The sequence below is a fragment of the Erysipelothrix sp. HDW6B genome (assembly GCF_011301115.1).
Taxonomy (GTDB): Bacteria; Bacillota_I; Bacilli_A; order Erysipelotrichales; family Erysipelotrichaceae; genus Erysipelothrix; species Erysipelothrix anatis.
The window spans coordinates 2083298-2108419 of sequence record NZ_CP049860.1 but is presented as its reverse complement, the minus strand read 5'-3'; the positions used below and the strand labels follow the sequence as shown (position 1 = coordinate 2108419).

At 38.4% G+C, this 25122-nt stretch carries 17 protein-coding genes; 14 read left to right on the top strand and 3 right to left on the bottom strand.

Annotated elements, in window-relative coordinates; translation table 11 throughout:
- Window position 1 precedes the first annotated feature (1 nt).
- Complete coding sequence (locus G7061_RS10085; protein WP_166121073.1) at window positions 2-1738, bottom strand: sensor histidine kinase; 1737 nt, start codon at window positions 1736-1738, stop codon at window positions 2-4.
- Between the two features lie 701 nt (window positions 1739-2439).
- Here G7061_RS10085 and G7061_RS10080 point away from each other — a divergent pair.
- The 8 genes from G7061_RS10080 (at window position 2440) to G7061_RS10045 (ending at window position 13640) form a co-directional block, all read left to right on the top strand.
- A complete protein-coding gene (locus G7061_RS10080; RefSeq protein ID WP_166082414.1) occupies window positions 2440-3651 on the top strand; it encodes an ABC transporter substrate-binding protein in 1212 nt (403 codons plus the stop codon).
- Between the two features lie 430 nt (window positions 3652-4081).
- On the top strand, window positions 4082-5218 hold the full coding sequence (locus G7061_RS10075; RefSeq protein ID WP_159639403.1) for a glucose-1-phosphate adenylyltransferase: 1137 nt from the start codon (window positions 4082-4084) through the stop codon (window positions 5216-5218).
- Window positions 5218-6372, top strand: a complete 1155-nt coding sequence (gene glgD, locus G7061_RS10070; RefSeq protein ID WP_159644973.1) for a glucose-1-phosphate adenylyltransferase subunit GlgD — start codon at window positions 5218-5220, stop codon at window positions 6370-6372. The genes G7061_RS10075 and glgD overlap by 1 nt, the downstream gene beginning before the upstream one ends.
- A gap of 22 nt (window positions 6373-6394) precedes the next feature.
- Window positions 6395-8191: a 1,4-alpha-glucan branching protein GlgB gene (gene glgB, locus G7061_RS10065; RefSeq protein ID WP_166121068.1), complete on the top strand. Its 1797-nt coding sequence runs from the start codon at window positions 6395-6397 to the stop codon at window positions 8189-8191.
- A gap of 30 nt (window positions 8192-8221) precedes the next feature.
- Window positions 8222-9646 carry a glycogen synthase GlgA gene (glgA, locus tag G7061_RS10060; RefSeq protein WP_166121065.1) on the top strand — a complete coding sequence of 475 codons (1425 nt, stop codon included), beginning with the start codon at window positions 8222-8224 and terminating at the stop codon, window positions 9644-9646.
- A gap of 301 nt (window positions 9647-9947) precedes the next feature.
- Entirely contained in the window at window positions 9948-12506 is a 2559-nt protein-coding gene (locus G7061_RS10055; protein WP_166121062.1) for an InlB B-repeat-containing protein, read from the top strand.
- A 181-nt stretch (window positions 12507-12687) separates the two neighbouring features.
- On the top strand, window positions 12688-13179 hold the full coding sequence (locus G7061_RS10050) for a hypothetical protein (RefSeq protein WP_166121058.1): 492 nt from the start codon (window positions 12688-12690) through the stop codon (window positions 13177-13179).
- On the top strand, window positions 13176-13640 hold the full coding sequence (locus G7061_RS10045; protein ID WP_159639397.1) for a hypothetical protein: 465 nt from the start codon (window positions 13176-13178) through the stop codon (window positions 13638-13640). Before G7061_RS10050 ends, G7061_RS10045 begins: the two co-directional genes overlap by 4 nt.
- 11 nt (window positions 13641-13651) lie before the next feature.
- Here G7061_RS10045 and G7061_RS10040 read toward each other — a convergent pair whose 3' ends face one another.
- Together G7061_RS10040 and G7061_RS10035 are read right to left on the bottom strand one after the other, a co-directional pair.
- Complete coding sequence (locus tag G7061_RS10040; protein ID WP_166121055.1) at window positions 13652-14656, bottom strand: MerR family transcriptional regulator; 1005 nt, start codon at window positions 14654-14656, stop codon at window positions 13652-13654.
- 81 nt (window positions 14657-14737) lie between these two features.
- Window positions 14738-15199, bottom strand: coding sequence for a hypothetical protein (locus G7061_RS10035; protein ID WP_159639395.1), 462 nt, complete (start codon window positions 15197-15199; stop codon window positions 14738-14740).
- Between the two features lie 157 nt (window positions 15200-15356).
- On the opposite strand from G7061_RS10035, the gene G7061_RS10030 reads away from it, so the two are divergent.
- The 6 genes from G7061_RS10030 to G7061_RS10005 all read left to right on the top strand — a co-directional run bounded on the left by G7061_RS10030 (window position 15357) and on the right by G7061_RS10005 (window position 25121).
- Window positions 15357-16307, top strand: coding sequence for an alpha/beta fold hydrolase (locus tag G7061_RS10030; protein WP_159639394.1), 951 nt, complete (start codon window positions 15357-15359; stop codon window positions 16305-16307).
- Between the two features lie 348 nt (window positions 16308-16655).
- Window positions 16656-18554 carry an InlB B-repeat-containing protein gene (locus G7061_RS10025; protein ID WP_166121052.1) on the top strand — a complete coding sequence of 633 codons (1899 nt, stop codon included), beginning with the start codon at window positions 16656-16658 and terminating at the stop codon, window positions 18552-18554.
- Window positions 18555-18832: 278 nt separating this feature from the next.
- Window positions 18833-22084, top strand: a complete 3252-nt coding sequence (locus G7061_RS10020) for an InlB B-repeat-containing protein (RefSeq protein WP_166121049.1) — start codon at window positions 18833-18835, stop codon at window positions 22082-22084.
- Between the two features lie 118 nt (window positions 22085-22202).
- Window positions 22203-22910 carry a DNA/RNA non-specific endonuclease gene (locus G7061_RS10015; protein WP_159639391.1) on the top strand — a complete coding sequence of 236 codons (708 nt, stop codon included), beginning with the start codon at window positions 22203-22205 and terminating at the stop codon, window positions 22908-22910.
- 176 nt (window positions 22911-23086) lie between these two features.
- Entirely contained in the window at window positions 23087-24526 is a 1440-nt protein-coding gene (locus G7061_RS10010) for a DUF438 domain-containing protein (protein ID WP_166121046.1), read from the top strand.
- A 10-nt stretch (window positions 24527-24536) separates the two neighbouring features.
- Window positions 24537-25121 carry a uracil-DNA glycosylase family protein gene (locus tag G7061_RS10005; protein WP_166121042.1) on the top strand — a complete coding sequence of 195 codons (585 nt, stop codon included), beginning with the start codon at window positions 24537-24539 and terminating at the stop codon, window positions 25119-25121.
- Window position 25122 lies beyond the last annotated feature (1 nt).

The window sequence follows — 25122 nt, the reverse complement described above, 5'->3', positions numbered from 1 at the left end:
ATTAAGCTTCCTCCAGTGGTATGTGAATTTCAAATTGTGTATAACTTTGACCATCACTTTCAATCGTTAATGCAGCAACCTCACCATAGTGTTGAATTAATCGTTGATTTAAGTTGTTTAATCCAACTTGGGTGCTTGATGAGTTGCGTTTGCTCGTAAGTGTTTCAAGGTTAGTTGTCGGTACCCCTTTACCGTTATCGCGGACTTTAATAATCATCTCTTGGTCGTGCTTCATGATTGAAATTTGAATCACTTGATCCGTTTTGTCGTCGCTAAATGCATGAATATAAGCATTTTCGATGAGTGGCTGAAGGATGAATTTCATGATTTCTATGTCAAAGGTCTCTTCATCGATATCATAATCGATATCCACCTCATCGGAATAGCGAAGGCGCATAATTTTAATATAGCTTTCGAGTAGTTCGAGTTCTTCAGCAACGGTGTTGGTACTACTGTCGTTGCGAAGAATTGATTTGAGATAATTGACGAGTGCTTCAATTGAACCTGCAAGTTCGTACGCAGATATTGATTCAGCTTTCCATTTAATAGCATTAAGTGTGTTGTATAAGAAATGTGGATTTACTTTTGTAAGAAGTATCTCATAGCGTAAGGCACTCTTATCTATTTCCGCTTGACGAATATCTTCAACCTGAATTTCAAGCTGCTCCATCAAGCTGTTGAAGGCATCACTTAGTTCTTGGAACTCACCTTCAAGTTGAGGGCTACGGACAGATAAATCGCCATCCATGGCCTCACGCATATCATTCTTAAGACTTAAGACCGGTGAGGCAATTGAGTCAGTGACTTTTGTAATGTTTCGCATCACAATATAGATTAATAGAATAAACCCCGTTAACAAGATGAGTGATTGAACTGCAAGGACTGTAAACATTTTGCTGTAGTTGGTTATATAAGAAAAATAGAATCCAGGGTAGGTTCCTTCAAATTCGGTAATAACAAAGAAATCTGCAGTATTAGGAACTTTCACAATTTCCCAGTCAACTAACGAATATTGTAGGTTCTCATCACCAATTCCGATAATTATAAAATCATCAGGATTAATTAACGCATTGATTGCAAAACTCTCAAGTTGTTTCATATCGACATCTAGTTTTAAAACACCAAGCGTGTCTTGAGTAATTGGATCATTGATACGTTGGATAACGGAGAGATCCTTACAATCGTCACAACTCTTATCAATGTGTAAAAAGTATGATTGTTGGCTTAGTGCTTTTTGATACCATTCGGATGCGATTGCGTCTGTATATGTAATGGCATTAGCGGCAGTAATATCAAGTGCACTGCGGTATACTTCTTGACGGTTCGCGGGAATTAGTGAAACATTTGAAATAGATATATTGGCATTTAAGATTCGATAACGGAGCTGTTGATTCATTTGAATCGTATCAGTTTGATTTGCCCAAGCATCATCAATATAGGTTGATGGGTCTTGGCGTAAAATATCCATCATCTCTTGACTTGCGTATGGTGCCTCAAGAGACTTAATTGATTGGCGAAGACTGGTATCTAACATATTATCAATTTGATGCAAACTGATATTGCTTGTCTGAGTTATCCGCTCTGTAAATGTTTTAATAATCGTATAAAAAGATAAAACAAAAACTAATGTCAAAATCGGTATGATCATTAGGAGTTGTTTTTTGATAATGTTATGTTTGATTGTATCTTTTTGCATCGGTGTAAGTGGGGGTATCGAATCGATATCGTGATGTCCCAAGGCCTCCCTATCTTTCGTTTGAAATAAAGCGTCATAATAAGCATCGAAGAACAAATATGACGAAATAAGTATAAAGTCTTGAAATACTATTCACATTATAACACAGTACACATTTAGGTGTGCAGTAGACCCACATAATTGAGACGCAAAAAATACCAAGGATATAGGTTGTATCCTTGGTATCTTAAGTGCTTGCACACTTGTAAATACGATATCTTTTCTTCATTGAAAGGCGACCTGGTAGGAAACCAGGTATTACCGATGAATGTTAGCCCCCCCGACCCAACAATCATTGGTTTTGTAGAATGTCAATCGTGCTTAGATTATGTTCAAGTGTCCGACGCATTCGATGTAGATTTAGCATAACCTTGTATGATATGTTGCAAGGCGGATTCGATAAGCATTAGCCCCCCCGACCTAATGTTTATTTAACTAGTAATTCGCATCATGATATGTTGATGTGATGTGCTAGCTGTCTTCTAAATCTACTTAAATTATAGTTAATATAATGCGTTTTGTGCCCCTTTAATAATTGCATTTTCTTAATTATTTTTGCACTTTTAAGTAAGAAATATAAAGAATATTTGTCTAAAGACACAATTTATACAGAAATGACAAAATTCATTAATGAAGTGCAAATATAGAGAATAAAAGGAAGCAACTATCTATATTATACTTTTTATAGAAGATGGAGATGTGTCATGCGAAAGAAAATCATATCTTTATTTATTGTACTGATGCTGATCATTACGGGATGTTCAACAAGTAAAAAAAATGAAGATAAAGAAAGTATAATCGCTGTTGCGTATTGGGGAGACGTAAGAGAAGATTTAGTATATCAAACTGCAATTGAAGGCATCGAAGATGCTGTACCGAATACGCGTGTGGAGTTGCTTAAATATGAGAGTGCGACGGCATTTTGGAATGCAATGGTTAATCGGGATGAAACTGTCAAAATTCCAGATATTATTTCGCTTACGAATGAAAATCATTTGGAATACATTGAGGCCGGTTTTTTGTTGCCGTTGGATGAATTTAATATTGATCTAGAAACGTCCAAGCCTTCGGCTGTGAATGCATGGAATTATAAGGGAAAACAATATGGAATTCCATTAACGGCCTCCCCAGCTGTTATGGCGATTAATCGTGATATGTGGAATATGTATAATTTGGGTGCTTATCCTAAAACGTGGAATGAGGTGCGTACAATTTCCCAAGAAGTTGCCAAGTATGGTGTCAATGGTTTAATCATTAATACAGAAGATGCGTTCCATTTGACGCAATACATGAATTCCTTTGGAGGAGGGTGGCGTTTTGGGTCGGCGATTAATTCAGAAGCGAATCGTGATGCCCTCACATACATTTTTTCAATGTTTGATGATGGTCTTGCAATGAATCCAAAAGATGAAGGATATACATGGGATGGCGATGCTTTCGCAGATGGTGCTGCACTCATGACAACTGCAGGAACGTGGTACATTGGGCTTCTTCAAGATGAAGCGCCTAATATGAATTATGATTTAATCCCGATGCCTTCGCGAACAGGACATGAGAATGGAACATTATATTCCAATGCCCTCGCGATACGTAAAGATTCAAAGGATCCCCAAAGAGCTGCACAAGTCGCTCAATACATGGCACGACCACTGTGTCAAAAAGAATTTGCGCGTGTTATCGGATCAGCTCCAGCAGATATTGAAGAAAATAATGACTATTATCAAGAAAATCCCCATATGGATCATTTGCAGTCACGCTCTGCAAATGCAGAACCTTTCGCATACCCCAACCAATCGACACAATTTCAAAAAAACTTAAGTGATGAAGTTGCTGCGGTAATCTATGCGCCCCATCCGATAGATAATAGACTCCGTGCGCAAGAGATTCTAAGTCGTTTAGAGCGTGCGTACAAATAAGGCGAGTCCTTCACAATGTCGTAATCAAAATCGTATCCTATGGGGTACGATTTCTGTTTCTGGGTGGCGTTGCCGTGAATCGAAAACAAGGTTTGTGAGGGAATGTCATTATCCTACAAATAAACGCAATAAATTACGTTTGAAATCTCACGAACCATTGACAAAACACACCAAAATAGCTATAATTTAGACATAAGTTAGAGCTAACCATTCAAAGTTATTTTTTTAGTGAAGTACCATTAAAAAGTAATCTTTGGGTGGTTTTTTTTCATATTCAGGCGATAACTTAGTGTTCTTATCAATGAAAAATGCTGGCGCAATATCTGTTAATTTGTTGGGAAGTTGACATATATTAAACGTAGATAATATTCAAAATATGCTATGGGGGGGTATATGTTGCTTTTTACTGTGGACTACAGGAGGAAGTAGTATGAAACATGAAATGGTAGCAATGATTTTGGCGGGAGGGCAAGGAACGCGTTTGGGTAAATTAACCAAAGAAACTGCGAAGCCTGCTGTTCCGTTTGGTGGCAAGTATCGAATTATTGATTTTACATTAAGTAACTGTGCGAATTCAAATGTTTTTGATGTGGGTGTGGTCACACAATACCAACCCCTTGAATTGAATGAGCATATTGGAAATGGTGCATCATGGGGACTCTCACGACGCAATAGTAGTGCCAAAATACTACAACCTTTCTCAAGTCAAGATGGCGAAAAATGGTTCCGTGGAACCGCTAATGCAATCTATCAAAATATCAGTTATATTGATTCTAAAAATCCTGATTATGTATTGGTATTATCAGGGGATCATATATATAAAATGGATTATGAAGCAATGCTTGATTTCCATAAAGAAAACGAAGCAGCATTAACGGTCGCCGTTATCGATGTTCCTTTGGAAGAAGCTTCACGTTTTGGCATCATGGAAACAGATACATCAGGTCGTATCATTGAATTTCATGAAAAACCAGAGGAACCTAAAGGTACATTAGCGTCAATGGGGATTTATATCTTCGATTGGCCTAAATTACGTGCCATGTTGGTCCATGACCAAGCAACGGAACGGAGTATGGAAGACTTTGGTAAAAATGTCATCCCTGCGTACATTGCGAATGGAGAGCGAGTCTTTGCGTATGCCTTTGAAGGGTATTGGAAAGATGTTGGAACCATTGAAAGTTTATGGGAAGCTAACATGGAATTCTTGGATTTGGAACATAGCTTGAATATACGTGATAGCCATTGGCCAATTTATACGAAAGATACCATCTCACCACCACAATACATTGCTAAAAACGCATATGTGAAACATGCAATGATTGGTGATGGGTGTTATATCGATGGCACGGTTCAACATTCTGTGTTATCTCAAGATGTTAAAGTGGGTGCTGATAGTTCGGTCTTGCAATCAATTGTTATGGCTGGGGCGTCTATTGGAAAAAATGTCAATGTTGAATATGCAATTATTGGTGAACACGCAGTGATTGCGGATGGCTCTCAAGTCATCGGAAGCAAAGATGAAATTCAAGTTATTGGATATCACGAAGTTGTGGGGGTAAAGAAATAATGAAAAAGAATAGCGTATGCGCAATTATCAACCTTGCGGGTCATGAAACACGATTGCATCCGTTAACGAAACAACGTCCAATCGCGGCATTGCCTTTCGCAGGACGTTACCGAATTATTGACTTCTCGTTATCGGCAATTTCATCGGCACACATCAACTCGGTAGCAATTTTTATTGAGGAAAGTGGACGTGCTATTTATGACCATGTTCGTAGTGGTCGTGAATGGGATTTACACGGTGCAGTTAGTGGTGGAATCTTCACATTCTCACAACAACGTCGTAAACTCGCTGATTTCTTGATGCTCGAGACTGGAGAACGATACTACGAAAATCAACGTATTTTCATTGATCGTTCCGAAGCAGATTACGTCTTAATAATGGAAGGGGATGCCGTTCATAATGTTGATGTTAAAGCTTTGACGAAATTTCATCAACAACGTGATGCCGAAATAACAATTGCTTATAAATCAATCCCTACAGAAAAAACAAAAACATACAAAGCGGACGAGTACTACCGAATTGATGATGAAGACTATCTTGAAGGCGTTATGTTAGGGAATACCAAAGAGGAAGAACGTCATGCAATCGATGGTCATGTCTATCTTGTAAATAAAGAAGTCTTGTTTGATATTTTTGATCGCGCTGAGGCAGGAAATCTCTTTGTAGATATTGGGTCACTAATTCGTAGTTATTCACTCTTGTATCGCACAAGTATGTATGAATATACCGGATATTTAGAAGTTATTAATTCGTTATCTTCATATTATGCAGCAAATATGTCGATGCTTGAGCCAACCAACCTTAATGCTTTGTTTAAAGGTAGTAACACGATCAATACACGTTCAAAGAGTGGGGTTCCGACCTATTATGCTGAAAGTGCATCCGTTCATAATGCTGAGTTAGCAACAGGATGCATTATTGAGGGAAGCGTGGATTCGTCGATTATTTCGCGAAAATCTTCCGTTGCACCGAATGCGCACGTATCGAACAGCATTATTCACTCAGGCGTTAAAGTGTGTGAAGGTGCGCGTGTTGAGTATGCAATCATTGAAAAAGGTGCTGTTGTACAACCGAATGCGGTTGTAGTTGGAACCAAATATGCACCAATAATTATTGGCAAAGGTGCATGTGTCGAATGCCAAGATACCCTGTAATTTATTGATAAGGAGAACTTTTATGAGTTTTGATGTTACAACGTTTCCACAGCAACTCAGTCATGATGCGTACCGTTATTTTGGTGCGCATCTTGTTGAGGGTGGTGTCGTTTTTCGTGTTTATGCACCCAGTGCTGCAAAAGTAAGTCTTGCTGGCGCATTCAATGGTTGGAACTATTATCAAGATTGGATGCACCGTATCAATGATGCTGGCGTCTATGAATTATTTGTGGCAGGTATCGGAGAGTGGACGGTCTATAAATTTGGTATCTTTGACCATCAAGGGGCATATGTCGAGAAGTCGGACCCTTATGGTTTTTATCATGAATTAGCACCGGGGTATGCCAGCAAAGTTGTTGATATCAACCGATATCAATTCAATGATGATGCATGGATGACACAACGGACGACGAATATGGACAAACCCATGCACATCTACGAAGTGCATTTAGGGTCTTGGGTTCATGATGGTATCGATACCTACGAATCGCTTGCATACAAGCTTGTAGACTACTTACAGTTTATGCAGTATACACATGTTGAACTGATGCCGATTACTGAGCATCCATTTTTAGGGTCTTGGGGATATCAGGTGACAGGATTTTTTGCTGTTACAGAACGGTACGGATCACTTGATCAATTTAAAAAATTTGTTGATGTCTTGCATCAACATGGCTATGGCGTCATTTTAGATATTGTGCCCGTTCATTTTGTCAAAGATGCGCATGGATTACGCCAGTTTGATGGCAGTGCACTCTATGAAAACGTGGATGAATCAGAGTGGGGAACTTTGTATTTTGATTATTCTCGCGTCGCAAATCAAACATTCTTTTTATCGAGTGTCGCTTATTGGATTGAAATGTGTCACATCGACGGACTTCGAATGGACGCCGTATCCCATTTAATTTATTATCAAGGGAATCGTGACCATGGCGTTAACGAACCAGGAATCCACTTCCTAAAAACAATGAATGCTTGTCTCAAAGCAAACTATCCTACGGTAATGTTGATTGCTGAGGATTCCAGTGATTATGGTAAAGTAACCCATCCGGTTGCGGAGGGCGGTCTTGGCTTTGATTATAAATGGGATTTAGGATGGATGAATGATACCCTTCGTTACTATATGCTGGATCCAGTTTATAAAAAAGATCACCATCATGCGATTACATTTAGCATGGCGTATTTCTATAGTGAACGATTCTTAATGCCGTTATCTCATGATGAGGTTGTGCATGGTAAGAAGACCATTGTCGATAAAATGTGGGGCGATTATGATCAAAAATTTGCATTAGCAAAAAATTTATACATGTACATGCTGACGCATCCTGGAAAAAAATTGAATTTTATGGGTAATGAATTGGCTCATTTCCGCGAATGGGATGAGGAAAAACCACTTGATTGGTTCCTGCTTGACTATTCGCGCCATGATGCTTTTAGACGATATATGCGAGATCTTAATCATGTTTATACACATCATGATGCCTTATATGAAAAGGATTATACCTTGGATGGGTTTAAATGGATTGAGGTTGATAATAGTGACTTGAGTATTTTTAGTTACTATCGGGCTGGAACAACAAGTACCATTATTGTAGTTCTGAATATGACACCAAACGCATATGAAACTTATGACGTGGGTGTCCCTGAAGCGGGAGTTTACCGTGAACTTATTAATTCGGAGAAAGCAATTTACGAAGGCTGTGATATGACAAACTATACGACGCTATCCAGCAGTACTGAACCGCTACATCAATTAGATTATCGAATTCGGACACGCATTGCGCCTTTTGGGAGCATGATGTTCATCAAAGAATCGTAGTAAGCAGTCCGAAAGACTAAAGGAGACAGAATGAATATATTATTTGCCGCAAGTGAAGGCTTGCCTTATGCCAAAAGTGGGGGACTTGCAGATGTTGTTGGTTCACTCCCGGCTAAGTTAAAAACACGCGCAGTAACTGTTTCGGTGATTATGCCGTTGTATCAAACAATCATTGAAACAATGATGCCGGAGTTGGAGTACGTTAAGACAATTCATGTGAAGCATGGTATGTTTGACAGCGAATCACGTATTTTTGCGCATACAATTAGTGGCGTTACGACATATTTTGTAGAAAATCGTGAGTACTTTGAACGCGATAACTTGTATGGTTATGTTGATGATGGTGGTCGTTTTGCATATTTCCAACTTGCTGTTATGAATTTCATTTTAGAACATGATACTGCGTTTGATGTAATCCATTGCCACGATTGGCATACTGGAATGATTCCTGTACTTGGAAAAACATTGTTTAAATGGCACGAACGTATTGCTCATTTAAAGTATGTTTATACCATTCATAATTTGGCATTCCAAGGTAATTTTCCCAATAGTGTTTTAACTGATTGCTTTGATCTTACAATGGATCTCGTGTACGACAACAGTGTAAACTTTGATGATGGCATTAGCTACATGAAAGGTGGCATCTTTTATGCCGATAAAATTACAACTGTTTCCCAATCGTATGCACGGGAAATTTTAACACCAGAGTTTGGTGAGCGGATGGATGGTGTACTTCGTCTTCGTGAACCGGACTTAGTGGGTATCGTTAACGGTATCGATACAAAACTTTGGAATCCTGCGAAGGATACCTTATTGACGTCACCGTACGATCTGGATTCCCTAGACTTGAAAGCACCCAATAAATCATCGTTACAATCAAAATATGGTTTAACCGTAGATGCTGACATTCCACTTTTCGGTATGGTCACACGCCTCACGGATCAAAAGGGTGTAACGCTTTTAATTGATACGATGGAAGACCTAGTCCGAATGGGGACACAAGTGATTGTATTAGGATCTGGAAATCCGCACTATGAAGACCGTCTTGCGTATCTGGCATATCAGTATCCGAAGAATGTTTGTTTCTATAAAGGCTACAATGAAAATCTTGCGCATGAAATATATGCTGGAAGTGACTTCTTCTTGATGCCATCTGCATTTGAACCATGTGGTATTTCGCAGCTCATTTCAATGCGTTATGGGACGTTGCCAGTTGTGCATGAAACAGGTGGATTAAGAGATACAGTAATTCCTTATAATGTTTATACAGGTGAGGGAACAGGTGTTTCATTCACATACTTCAACAATGATGAATTCTATAGTGCAATAGAGCGTGCTGTGGGTGTCTTTGGGGACAAACGCTTCATGAAAACGCTCCAAACAAATGCCATGAAAACAGATGTTGATTGGCTAGAATCAGCCCGAGCTTATCGTGAGTTGTATCGCAGCTTGTAAATTAAAAACCCACCATCGAGTGGGTTTTTTTATGAATATGTGCACTGTGCGCCTAATTTTAGGGGTTTTCATAATGTCCACATTTCCTTGATTTTCACATAACATTTGCAGTTACTTAATACCGTATCCGATGTAATCACGATATTATAGGTATAAATAGGTTAGAAATGTGGGGAAGTTACAGTCTTTAATCAATAAAACCAGATTTTGAAATTTAATATGCATATCAATACAACCTCTAATGGATCCACATCTCACACTATTGTATAGAAACAGATGTTTCGAATTTGAGGAGGGGCAAATGAAAAGACAAAAGAAGTTAGTTCAAGTTTTGCTTGTGTTGTTAATGATAACAACAGTATTTATGAGTAACTTAAATTTGGGGTTTGCGAATGATGACACGCGAGCAATCAATAATCGCGGAGACATTTTGATTTCTGAGAAATTTAGTAATAATGTTCAGTTTGAGGTGGCGGCCGTTGTTCGGCGTGCAGATACAAAAGAAAAGGTATCTGAAGGCGTCGCATTACGAGGGTTGTATTATGACCAGGAAGTTGGCGGAACCGTCATTAAAGAAGAGGTTTACACAACAGGACCCGCAGACACAACCTATAACTTCAAACAAAAAATGAGTAACTTAAGTAATGGTGCTAAACGGGTGGATGTTGTCCTCGACGAAAGTCTAGACTATTCTGTGGAACGTGGTTCGGCATCGTACAGTCCTGTTTCACCAAAGACCATGCGTTATGACGCAGCTGGTGGAATGTTTAGCTCAGGCTATGAATTCAACTCGATTCGCCAATATTATGGTGAACCAATAACACTTTATGATGATTACGAAATTCCAACCCGTGATGGGGGAACTTTTTTATATTGGTTAACCAATGATGGAATTGTGTGGAATGAACTGGATAACCTTGCGGAAGGGAATGCACCTTTTACTGCAAAATGGGAAATGGAAACCTATACGATTTCCTTTGAGGCAAATGGTGGAACACCGGTGAACTCACAAAACAACGTCGAACATGGAAGCCTACTCGTTGCACCAGAACCGCCAACTAAGGTTGGGCATACATTTTCCGGTTGGTATCATGACGAAGCGCTTACGCAACCTTGGAAGTTTGATACAGACAAGGTTTCCGGTGCTATGACGTTGTATGCGAAATGGACACCAGAGGTATATACAGTACGTTTTGTCAGTAATGGCGGAACGACCGTCCAGCCCATAAACAATGCGCCCTATGGCCAATTGTTGGTGGAACCTGACGAACCATTCCGTGATGGATTTGGATTTGGAGCATGGTACAAAGATACCCAACTTACGGAAATTTGGGATTTTGATAAGGATATTGTGACCGAATCGATAACACTGTATGCATCGTGGAATGAATCCATCTACACAGTTGAATTTGAAAGCAATGGAGGAACCCCAATTGCCGAGATACCGGGTGTGCACCATGGCACCACAATTCAGGCACCAACACCACCAACACGTCCTGGTTACACCTTTAAAAATTGGTATTCCGATGTAACGCTAAAAACAAAATGGGACTTCAAAAAACATACAGTTACCAATGATATGACGCTATACGCAGCATGGAATGAAGTGAAATATACTGTAACGTTTGAAACTGATGGTGGGACTCCCGTTGCACCAATTAAAAATGTAAAATACGATCAAACGATAAAGGAACCAGCAGCACCAAGTCGTGAAGGATATGGCTTTGATGGATGGTTCCATGATGCAACATTCACGCAAAAATGGAACTTTACAAAAGACACGGTGACTGAGGATACGGTCCTGCATGCACTCTGGGATTATCAACGATATAACGTAATGTTTGAATCCCATGGTGGAAGTTCGGTGGCGACTCTAGAAGACATCAATCATGGAGAGCAAGTTCCTCAGCCCGATGACCCGACGAGAGAAGGGTATCAATTTGATGGCTGGTATCTTGATGAAACATTGACACAGAAGTGGGATTTTAATGCTCAGGTGGTTACGAAAGACACAACGCTTCACGCTAAATGGCTACTAAATTCCTATGATATTCATTTTGATAGCAATGGCGGTACTACGATTCCAAGTATAGTCGCAAATCACGGAATGCCGATTCCAAAACCGATAGATCCAATTCGCGTCGGCTATATTTTTGATGGTTGGTATCAAAATAAAGATCTCACCACACGTTGGAACTTTGATCAAGATTACCCAATAAGTGAAATGACATTATACGCAAAATGGAATGTTAAGACATATCCGGTTACCTTTGAAACGCATGGGGGATCAGTTGTTGCTAATACAACTGTTTCACACGGTGAGAAAGTCTCACAACCAAATGATCCAACCCGTGATGGTTACCGTTTTGTGGGATGGTATGAAGATGAGGATTTGGTCGTGCTTTGGGATTTCGAAATGAATCCGGTCAACGAAGCATTAACACTCCATGCCAAATGGGTACTCGCAGATTCTGAAAGTGGAAGCACTGATGGTGATGTTGCGGTTCACTTTGATAGTAATGGCGGATCTGCCGTTCCAACACAAACCGGTCTTAAAAAAAATACTCGCATTCCACAACCGAATGATCCACAACGAGACGGCTATACTTTTGAAGGTTGGTATACCGATACAACGCTCACACGGCCATGGAACTTTGATGTGGACACTGTCCATCAAACGATGACACTCTACGCGAAGTGGCGTGCGGTTGATAAAGTATCGGATGCCACAGCACCGCAGCCAACCCTTCCAGCAGCAGGTGTACACCCAACGTACCAATTCGTGGCGGGATTAGTACTAGTTGTAGTGGGGATTACACTGTTACAAGAAGCACGTAAACGCCGTAATGTAAATCGTTAAGGGAAAAGCGCTTCGAATTCGAAGCGCTTTTGTTAAATTTTAGAAAGAAAATAATACTGCTTATGGTAATCTTAAAGCACATATGGTACAACTATTATATTGTGATAGGGTCGCTTAGAATGCATCAGGGGATGGAAGCCACGCTTATCGCGAATAGACCAAATAAATATGGGGGAGAATTATGGATAAAATCATAAGTTTTGTGAATGAAAATCCAATGATATGGTTATACGTTGGATTTATGTTTATTGCGGTTGTTTTTTCAATCGTTTCCATGAGACGTGCAAAGGCGGGAAAGGTCGATTTCTTAGACAATCATCCAGATGCTGCACGTATTCTATTGAATCAACAAGGATATATCAGTACAACAACAATTCATCTGTATGAAGTAAACGATGAGCACGTCCAACTGGACTTTAAGACATTCAATAAAGCAACAACCAAAGAATCACAGTATTACTCCGAAAAGATGAAATATGGCGTACTTGTAAAACCGGGTGTAAACAAGCTCTTAGTAAGTTATGAGAATACCAAGCCCGGTGTCGTTCATAAGAGTGTAACGACGTATTCCGATCCAGTACATGTTGAAATTAACTGTGCGGCAAACACAACATATCGTTTAAGTTATGACTTAGACACAAACTTATACAGTGTGGAGGAAGTTACAAAATGACAAATCGCGTCTTTAAACGTACACCAATAAACATTATTAAAAATCTATTGTACACTCTTTTCACGCCTGTCTTTATTTATATTGCTGCATATTTCTTGCTCCAATTTACAGGGCTTGAAGCAAAAATGCAAGAAATGATTGCGATAGGACTATCTGCATTAATCTTCCTTTGGATGTTAAAAATGCTAGTCGTTGATGAAAAAGTAGTCGTAACAGTTGATGACACAGGACTTACTTATAAGTCTGGTTCAAAAGAATCACGCTATAATTTTGAAGATTGCCAATTTGGCTATAAAACAGTATCAAGCCAAGGTTCAACCGATACAATTAATTTGTATGTTTACCAAGGCGATCAAGAAATAATGTTGAATTGCGAACCACTTGGTCCACGTCAGTTTGACGAATTATTTAATATTCTCAAAGGGCATACCGTTAAGGATGAACCACAACGCTTAAACTAATATTTAGACCACTACGAGTAGTGGTCTTTTTTGGGGTCTAAAAAATTACTAGGGTCGTGAAGATGCTTTACTTTTGAATATAAAATCACGGAAATAAATTGTGCATCGTCAGATAAAATCATCGGAGCTAACAAAAATAACGTTGTACCATCTTCGAATGTAAATGTAAAATCGGCAGATTCAGTCCGTATTGCCGGGCCGAAGGTTGCGTAACCGACGGGTTTCATAAACCGGTGTTTTACAGATATATCGACAGATGCAATGTCTTGGTAGGACTTTGTACCATACGCTGGTTTATGATCAAGTATACTTCGAATAAAGCGTATGTTGTTGAGGAAACCGGCATTTTTATAATAGTTGATACCAGTTTCAGTAAATTCAACATAGTCAAAGCGAGATGCTGGATAGGGCGCACCACTTCCTAGCCGGTCATCGAGAAAGAGGCCAATTCCTACAATAAAGAACCCAACAAAAATAAGTAAAACAAGTGCGTAGGACTCCTTAAATCCAAAAATTTTGGTTGTTGAAAAGTAGAGTGCACTAGTAAGAACACAAATTGCGAGTAAAATTGTGATCAAAGTTCGTGTTAAATATCCAACGGTTACAGGTCTACCGAGTGCAACTGTATCCGTGCTTTTCCAATATCCCAATAGCGTATCAATGGATTTTAAATTGAATGTTGCGAGTTCTGGAATTAACGGTAGATTTTTTTGTTTGATAAATTCAATGTGATCTGCTAATTCTTGATGTTTGTGAAGTAAGTCTGCGATACTGACTTGCTTATCGTGTAAAAGTTCATTGAGACTTACTTTCTCATCAAAAAGTCGTTGAATGTCACGGATTGAAAAATCAAGATCTCGTAAGTACTTAATAAGTAGTAAGGAATCAATATTTTCTTGAGAATAGTTTCGGTACCCATTTGTATCGCGTTCTACAGTTAGAAGCCCTTTGGCTTCATAGAAATGCAACGTTTGTTTTGGAATATCTACAGTTACTTCGACATCTCGTGTCTTCATAGAACTACCTCCCTTATACACATAGTTAACACTATATAGTTACTATAGTGTCAAGAAGATTACAAAAAAACGGCCCAAAGATTAACTTAGGTCGTTTTTTTGGTCGATCACATCAAAAAGTACTGATTCGATGTGATCGATTGCTATTTGATCGTATCCAGCAAGTGGAAAACGACGTTGTGTTCCGTTTGATTTTTGAACAATTGTCAAATACAAGAGTGGCGCGAATTGTTGCTGGTAAATTGTAAAACCACCAATACTGCCATAAAATTCAGAATCATTGCGGGTAAAAGTATGCGTTTTACCGAAAATTGTGCGAATACATACAGAATCATCTTCAAGCTCGATGGTGTTAAATGTCTTGATTACTTTATATGCAATATAGATGATTGCAATAGGTAAGGCAACTGCCATAATCTGCTCAAACTTATCGGGTATTTTCTTTGTAAGTACGAGTATCAATGACACGATACCACCGATGCCTAATCCATAGACTGTATATCCAAAAATAATTTTTGCTTTCTGTGTTGCTGATTGTTTCATTGTAGTGTTTCCCCCCTACGAATAAATTCTATCACATATATTTCAAAATGTATTGAGCGTAAATATTTGACATCTCTAAATAAACGCGTTACCATAAACATACCGATTGAATGTTTGAGAATAATCAAAACATTCTGAGGAGATGGAAGGTATAAAAATGGAAAAATTTTGGAAATATTTTAAACGAATCGTAATTGGAATTGTGGTAACTGCCCTTGTGTTGTTATCATCAATGTTTATCTTTGGAAAAATTGGTAAAGCATCAGACCGTAAGAAAATTGAGGATTATGGTGAAAAAGTAGAAGTCTTTGGTAACAACATCAACATGTACATTACCGGCGAGGGTGAAGGAAAAGAAACAATTGTCTTGTTACCGGGTTATGGAACAATTGCTCCTAAAATAAGTTTTGATCCAGTTATTGAAAAAATGAAAGATGATTATCGCATTGTTTTAGTAGAACCGTTCGGATACGGCTTAAGTGATCAAACGGACCGCGAACGAACAACTGCTAACATGGTTGAAGAAATTCATATGGCGCTTCAAGCGAAGGGCATTGATGACTTTATTTTTATGGGGCACTCAATTGCGGGTATTTACATGTTGAGTTACATCAACACCTATCCTGGGGAAGCGAAAGCATTCATTGGTATTGATACAAGTGTTCCTACCCAACCGATGTTCTCAATGGATACTAAAATGTTGCGTATGGCTGATAAACTTGGCTTCTTACAACTTTCAATGACACCACCATTTGGTAAAGCACCGGTTCCAGCATTTGTACCGGAGAAAGATGTGGACCAATATGTTTACTTCACCCGTAATACGAGTTTGAACGATACACTATTGAATGAGCTAGAGAACTTACCACAAATCTTTGACGATGCCAAAGGCTATTCATTACCGAAAGATATGCCTGTTTATCTGTTTGTGCAAGAGTTTAATGATGCAATTCCGACATGGCAAGCATTGCATGAGGAACAAGCTAATTCAGTAGATACTTCAAAAATGATGCTTATTGATGGAGATCACTTCCTACACTTTGAACACTCAGAATTAATTGTTAAGGAAACAAAAGCATTCTTAAACGAATTTGTTGTTAAAAACTAAATTTACTTTAGAGACCTCTTCGAAGGTCTCTTTTTATTATAGTATTTGTCCGAAAAGTTATGATATCTTGCGAATTGTTACGATAAATTGTCATTTGTCAGAACAAACTTATTATTTTAAACAAAACACATAAAACCGGAATTAAAATCGCAAAATTGATTAATAAAGTGCAATTATGGAAAGTGCACGCCAATGCAAGAAAACGGTATAATTAAGATAGCTTACCGGCAAGGATGTAGCTTTGATTATGAGACACATCTTCGTCGGAACTGATTTTTTCTACAAATTTGCTGAAGGATTAATATGTTGGGCCACACTTCAACAAAATCTTACCATAGGGGGTAAAGTATGAAATATAGAAAAAAATTCGCAGCATTATTGCTGGCGTGTGTATTGATGATAACTGTCGTAATTGGTAACGGGAACGGCATCAGCACGATTAAAGCTGAAGCATTGACTCCTAAGAACACTGTGTTATCCAGTTATGGAATCTATGAAGAGACACCCGGCTTCTTGATACGTGGAGAACTTATTCGCCGTGAAGATTCTAGTCGCGTAAATGGCGTTAAGCTCCGTGTTGAACACTACGACCAGATAAATGGTGGTAACTTACTTGATTCGTATTCAATTGTTTCGGGAAATGAAGTCGACAATTTTTACAATGTATTCATTCGCACTGATGTTTGGAGAACTGAAATAAAACGTATCGATGTTGTTCTCGATGAAGATGTAGCAGACAATGTTAGCATGCCATCATCATCAACAAATGTTGGACGTATTAATGCACGTTACATTGCTGAAGGTGGAAAATTTGAGAATGGAACAGATTTAAATATTGTTCCATCATACATCAATGGTAAACTTCCAATGTTTGAGGGATATGAAGTACCAACTAAAGAGAATGCTGAATTTAGCCATTGGGCTTTAGTGAAGGGATCCACCATGATTCCATGGGATGCCGATACAATGGTCATTCCTGAATCAGAACGACGTTCAAACACAATTATCTTCAAAGCGGTTTGGATTGATAAAATACCTACTTATACGGTTGATTTTGAATCCAATGGGGGAACACCAGTTACATCTTATCTTGACGTTGAACAGGGAACAACAATTTCTAAACCAGAAAATGTTACGAAAACAGGTCATGTACTCGATGGATGGTTTACCGATGCAGAACTCTTAACACCATGGAATTTTGACACCGATACAGTAGAAGGATCTATGACGTTATATGCTAAATGGACACCGGCAAAATATAATGTTAAATTTGTTGATACCGCAAATACACTTCTCGTAGAATTCAAGGATGTCATCTACAACAATTCAGTACCAAGTTCCTATGTCAATGCAATTTCGAAGTTAGGCCATACTTATAAAATCTATATTAATCAAGCTCTAACGACACAATGGGTATCTGAAGGATATACCGTTTCTGAAGATGTTATTTTCTATGTTGATTATACGAAAGAGCGATTTACACTATCATTTGAAACAAATGGTGGTTCGACTTTAGAACCGATGAATCTTGAATTTGGAAGTCTTATAGGTAATAGCCATATAACAACCAAATCAGGCTATACCTTTGAAGGATGGTTCTTAGATAGTACCTTTACAAATCCAGTAACAGCCTCAACAGCTATCAATGAAGATATGACGATCTATGCACAGTGGAAAGAAATCCCAATCTCGAAAAAAGTTACCTTATCGTTTGAAACTAATGGAGGAACATCGATTGCCCAACATGAATTCCAAAAAGGAAGTCTGATTGGAACGGATTACACTACCACTAAATCAGGTTATACTTTTGACGGATGGTTCTTGGATTCAGGACTTACAACACCACTTACCAATACAACTGTAATCAATGAAAATATGACGATTTACGCACAGTGGAAAGAAATTCCTGTCACTGAAAAAGTAACGTTAACATTTGAAGCAAATGGTGGTTCTGAGTTAGCACCAATTGTGTTTGAAAAAGGAAGCAAAATAGGCACGAATCATTCAACAACTAAAAAAGGATATACATTTGGCGGATGGTTCATGGATGCTGAATTAGAACAAGCTGTTAACAACGAAACAACAATCACCGAAAATATGACAATCTATGCAAAATGGAACAAAAATACGGATGCAGTGTTACCTGCAACTGGAATGAGTTCTAGTGATTATATCTTTGTCGGATTAGCAATCGCATTTGTTGGATTCGGGATTACGTTTATGTCTAAAAAGCGAGATGAAAAATAGTTTGAATAATTAAAAGAGAATTATGTGTTTAAACCGCACCCCGAATCTTGAGAAGAGACAAGGTGGTGTGGTTTTTTCTTTAAGTACCGAAGACCGAGTCGCAACCACTTGACATTCCTAACAAACAGACGATTATACTGCAAAATTTATTAATAAAGTGAAAATATAAGAAGGGCACATTTTAAAGATTTGAATCTATAATTAAAGAACATAGAAGATTGTCTTGAGCGCTTTAATAAACCGTGAAAGATAGCTTCTGTCCAAATGGGGGGACAAAAATGAAAAAGACATCTATTTTAGGTGTTGTTCTCTTTCTTATCATGGTGATGATGCCAATCAGTGCCACTATTGAAAAAGAGACCAACGAAAACCAGAGTAAAGTCGCTGGCGAAGCACAAATCGCTGAAGTATCGAATACAGACAGCAATAAACAAGAAATAGATAAAGATTCTTTGAACGTTGAAGACCAAGAAAAATCATTGGATCCAAACGCGATTGAAAATACTAAATCATTTGAGGAAGCAGATAAGGATGTTTCGAAAGATGACGTGCCACAAGCTGTCATTAGCGAAAATGATAAAGTTGAGGTTGCTGTCGAAAAATCGCTACAACCTGAAGTAGTCAATGCAGCTGAATCGAAAACGCTTGGAGAATGGTTTAAAAATCCATTAAACCAACAAGTAGTTGGTGCAAGATTAAGCAAGACAAGTAAAGACATAGTCACGCAAGAAGAGCTCAATACGATCCAAGCACTTGCTTTTGAAAGTGTTGACCTTCTCAATCATGACTTTTCCGAATTATCATCATTAGGGCGTTTACGAGTTTTAGAATTTATGAGACTGAAATCATTTGGAAATGTGAAAGGGCTCGATAAGTTATTGGCACTTGAGTCATTCAGACTCATGGATTCACATGTTAATAACCTAAATGGCATGCAAAATGCCATTCAATTAGGAGGCTTCCAAATTTCTGGTGGAACTGTTGAGCACACACCACAATTCTTAGAACCAATCTCAAACTTGAAGCTAGTGGATATTACGTTATCGGGCGAAGGTTTTGATGATAAACAAGTCGCATCGATTAAAGATATGACGACACTCGTTAATATTCGTATTTATGATTCAAAATTTTCCGATACGACACTTCTTGCAAACATGGTGAATGCAACTGGAATTGATCTTAGAAGTAATGAAATCAAAGTAATTACACCACTAGCATCACTACCAAATCTTATGATGCTCAATGTTTCAAATAATGATCCATATTACTACAGTGGAAATCAACATAAGAACATGATTCAAGACTTTTCAGCATTCAAAGCGAAAGGTACAAACTTGAGCACACTCTATAATGAAAATCAACGGATTGAAACAACGATTAATTTTGACGAAACGACCCAACAGTACTTTGTTGATGTCTCAGGTGTCAAGAATCGCGGGGGTCATCCAACAGCTCAAGCAATCTTATATGGTAATAATAAGAATGAATTAACTTATGACAATGCTAAGGGACGTGTTATCGTACCGGCACCACTTGCGCAAAAATGGTTAGCAATGGATTATAACCGCGAACAATTCCCAAGTCTATTTGGAATTTCATTCATTGCAACTGATAATTCTTACCTTGGAGAGTTCCACTTCTTCCAAGGAGAAAAACAAGAAGTTAAACATAAAGTAACTTATGTGACGAATACAGAACCTGCACGTATTGAACTTAATGACGTACTACACAATACAACAGTGACTGAACCTACAACCTTAACGAAAATCGGTCATACGTTTGAAGGCTGGTATACCGATGCAACATTTACAAATAAATGGAACTTCGAGACCAATAAAGTAACTGATGATGTAACGTTGTATGGAAAATGGGTTCCTAAAGTTTATAATGTAGACTTTAAATTCAATAACAATGTAATCCATACATCCAAAGTAAAACATGGTGATACAATCCCAATGGAAGATATCTTTGGTATCGTCATTGAAGGCCATATGATCGAAGGTTGGTTTACCGAACCCGATCTCATTAACATTTGGGATATGTTTGACGGAAAAGTAACGCAAAATATGACTTTATATGCTAAAACTGAAGTCGAACAATTCAAAGTGGATTTTGTTGATATAACTGGAAATATTATCACTACAGTGAAAGATGTGCCATATAATACAGTAACGCCAAATGCATACAAACAGCTTTTAAGTAAAGTAGGATACACATACACACTTTATACTGATGCTTCATTGAACGTAGTTTGGAATCAAGAACAACGCATTAAACAAGATACAGTTGTCGTAGTCGACTACATAACGAATAACTACACACTATCTTTTGAAGTTAATGGTGGTTCACCACTAACGGCACAAACGTTATCACATGGAAGCCTAGTAGGCTTGAATCACACAACAACACGTGAAGGTTATACGTTTGAGGGTTGGTTCTTAGATGCAGGGTTTACAGAACCTGTAACGGCTGCGACGACTATCGCCTCAAACATGACAATCTACGCACAATGGAAAGAAATTCCAGTTGTACAGAAAGTTATCTTGTCATTTGAAACAAATGGCGGAACGACACTTGCACCGATTGAGTTTGAAAATGGAAGCCTTATTGGAACGAAATATGTCACAACAAAATCAGGCTATACCTTTGAAGGTTGGTTCTTAGATGCAGGATTTACAACACCTGTTACGAGCGAAACAACCATCACTACAAATATGACAATCTACGCACAATGGAAAGAAATTCCAGTCGCGCAGAAAGTTACATTGACCTTTGAAACAAACGGTGGATCAACAGTTGCACCGATTGAGTTTGAAAAAGGAAGCCTTATTGGAACGAAATATGTCACAACAAAATCAGGCTATACCTTTGAAGGTTGGTTCTTAGATGCAGGGTTTACAACACCTGTTACGAGCGAAACAACCATCACTACAAATATGACAATCTACGCACAATGGAAAGAAATTCCAGTCGCGCAGAAAGTTACATTGACCTTTGAAACAAACGGTGGATCAACACTTGATGCAGTTGAACTCGAAAAAGGAAGCCTTATTGGAACGAAATATGTCACAACAAAATCAGGCTATACCTTTGAAGGTTGGTTCTTAGATGCAGGATTTACAACACCTGTTACGAGCGAAACAACCATCACTACAAATATGACAATCTACGCACAATGGAAAGAAATTCCGGTTGCACAGAAAGTTACATTAACATTTGAAACAAACGGCGGATCTGCATTAGCACCGATTGTCTTTGAAAAAGGGAGCTTGATCGGTGTCGACCATTCAACAACCAAGTCTGGCTATACATTTGGTGGCTGGTTTACAGACGCTGAATTCAAAAATGCGGTAACGAATGAAACGGTTATAACCGAAAACATGACAATCTACGCTAAGTGGAACAAGAACCCGGATGCAGTCTTACCAGCAACAGGGATGTCAACCACAAGCTACGTCTTTATCGGAGTTACAGCTGTGATTATTGGTTTGGGTGTAGTTCTTTGGTCACGAAAAAAAGATGACGAATAAGCAATTACATAAGATATAAAAAGACTGTTCGAAAGGACAGTTTTTTCTACGCTCGGGACTGGAAGATTGAAGTGATAAAAGCTATAATACAAGTCTATGATAAAGTAATGGAGTCCATATGAAAAAAATTGTTTTAGTCTTAGCACTGGTTGCTTTTTTAGGGGTAGTCTACTATGCGTTTAGTTCATTACAAGATAACTTAGCGCAGCAACCCAACCCAATTGTATCTGTAGATGCAAGTATGGGAAATCAATACATCAGTTTTGAAGAAATGCAAAATGCTCCCATCGTTGACAACTGCAAGACTTCAAAATTGAAAAAAAATACAACAGTTAATATCTCTGCATCCGGAGAATTTGCATATTATGCGAAAACAGACGATCAAGGGCGCGTGAAATATATCTACGCACCAGAACTCTTTTTCGCAAATTATGATGAACGCTACAATGGCAATAAACGCCTCTGCGATCGACAACAAAAAACTCCTGGAGATACTAGCAGTGATGATGCTGGACACATGATTGCGAACCAATTAGGAGGCAATGGGTCGCTTTACAACCTTGTTGCACAAAATGAAATTCTCAATCGGAGCGGCGGATGGCGTAAAATGGAACGGAAAATTGTGGAAGATATGCAAAATAATAATCCGGTCACAAACTATACTGTAGTGATAAATTATAATAACGATGAACTGCGTCCAGATCGCTTTACGGTAACGTATGATGTAGATTATCGAAATCCAAAAACAGGTAAAAAAACCTACGAACATAATTTTAAAAATAACGGCACCAACCAGAATTTGCAGCAAGGAAAGCCAAAAGCTTAATACGATCCACTGCGTTAATAAACCCACATCTGTGAAAGATGTGGGTTTTTACACATTTAAATTGCGAAGGTCGTAGAATTGATTTATATATTAACATTTTTTTAATTTCAGTAGTGTCGTCAAAGCGCAGTAATTGCTAAAAGGGTGCTATGATTAAAGAAAAGTGAGGGAACATCATGAAGTTAAGTATCGATGAAACGTTTTATAATATTGTACAAAAAGATCCGGAACTCCGTAAAATCCTAGTCGAATTTGGTTTCAAACCCATGAAGCATGACTTGCAATTTTCCACAGTCGGCAAAGTCGTTACAATTCGCAAAGGACTAAACCATTTGGATAAAGATCTGGATTCCATCAATGGGTGGTTAGAAGAATCCGGAAGCACACATATTTTTGTTGATGAGACCAAGCAAGAAACAGACGAAGTTACAACCCAAAGTAAGACGCTTGGAGCACTTATTAAGCGTCTGCATGAAGGTGAAAACCCATCCGATGTTAAAAAAGACTTTCAAGAGCATTTTGGTAGTGTCCATGCGTCAGAGATTGTCGCGATGGAACAAGAACTTGTGAAAGATGGCATGCCCATTGGGGAGATTCAACGCTTGTGTGATATCCACGCAGATGTCTTTAATGGATCCATTGAAGCGATTCATGCTAGCATGAATGATATCGATATTCCAGGTCATCCAGTTCATGTTTTAAAGGCAGAAAACAAAGCATTAACGGATTTGTTGGAAACCTTAGATAAAACACTGCGTGCTTATATAAATGGTGCCGATGACTCCATTAAATTTGGAATTTTGATGCAAGTCAATGAGCTCTTCGATATTGAAAAACACTACAAACGAAAAGAAGAATGCTTCTTCCCACTCCTAGAAAAACATGGATTCACAGCACCACCACAAGTTATGTGGGGTGTTGATGATGAAATAAGATCTGATTTAGCTGCTTTTCATAAATCAGTATCAGAACAGTCAGCTTCAGAAGTGTATGAACGCTTTATAGCATTGCGGAAACGTATTGAAGATATGATTTTTAAGGAAGAGATGATTTTGTTACCAATGATAATCGATGTCGTCACTGAAGATGATTGGCTCAAAGTCGCACATGATTCCAAAGAAATTGGATACTGTCTTGTGAGTCCGACTCAAGAATGGATACCAGTACGTAAATCATTTTATGACCGTGTCAAAGATGACTTATCAGTTCGTGATAATTCCCTTCATTTTAAAGTTGGAACGTTGCGGTTTGAAGAGTTAGAGGCTGTTTTGAACTTGTTACCAATAGATATTACATTTGTTGATAAAAATGATACTTTTAAGTATTTTAATCAGACCAAAGATCGTCTTTTTTTCCGTTCTCAGGCACAGATTGGACGTCAAGTTCAACATTGCCATCCGCCGAAATCATTGGATATAGTAGAAGGTATTCTGCGTGACTTCAAGTCTGGTGAAAAAGATGAAGAAAGTTTTTGGATAGAAATTAAGGGAAAACTAATCTATATTTCGTACTATGCGGTGCGTGATCAATTTGGAGCCTATATGGGAACATTAGAAGTCTCTCAAGACATTAAGCCCTATCAGGCAATTAGTGGTCAAAAACGATTACGCGACTAAGGAGGCTATGATGGATAAGCTTGATGATTTACGCACACAAATCAAGAATGATTCCGAGAATAAACCATTCACTGATAAGGGGTGGGAACCTATTTATATGGTTGATGCACGCGCCCGGGTCCTAATTATTGGACAAGCTCCAGGTGCTAAAACCCAGGAAATGAAAGGTGTATTTCATGATCAAAGCGGTGTACGATTGCGATCATGGTTAGGTGTCGATGAAGCCATGTTTTATGAGAGTGGACTGATTGCAGTGCTACCAATGGATTTCTATTTCCCAGGTCATGGGAAACAAGGGGATTTACCACCACGACCAGAATTCTACCAAAAGTGGCATCCGCAATTCCTTGAAGCGATGCCTCATGTCGAACTGGTTATTCTCGTGGGAATGTACGCACAAAACGTCTATCTTAAACCCAAGGCATTCAAAACAATTACAGAGAATGTTCTCCATTATAAAATGTTTCTACCACATTACTTTCCATTGATTCATCCGTCACCACGTAATCAGGTATGGATGTCGCGACATCCTGAATTTGCAGAAGTAATTCTGCCTGACTTGAAAAAACATGTTCAAAAAATATTGAACACTTGAT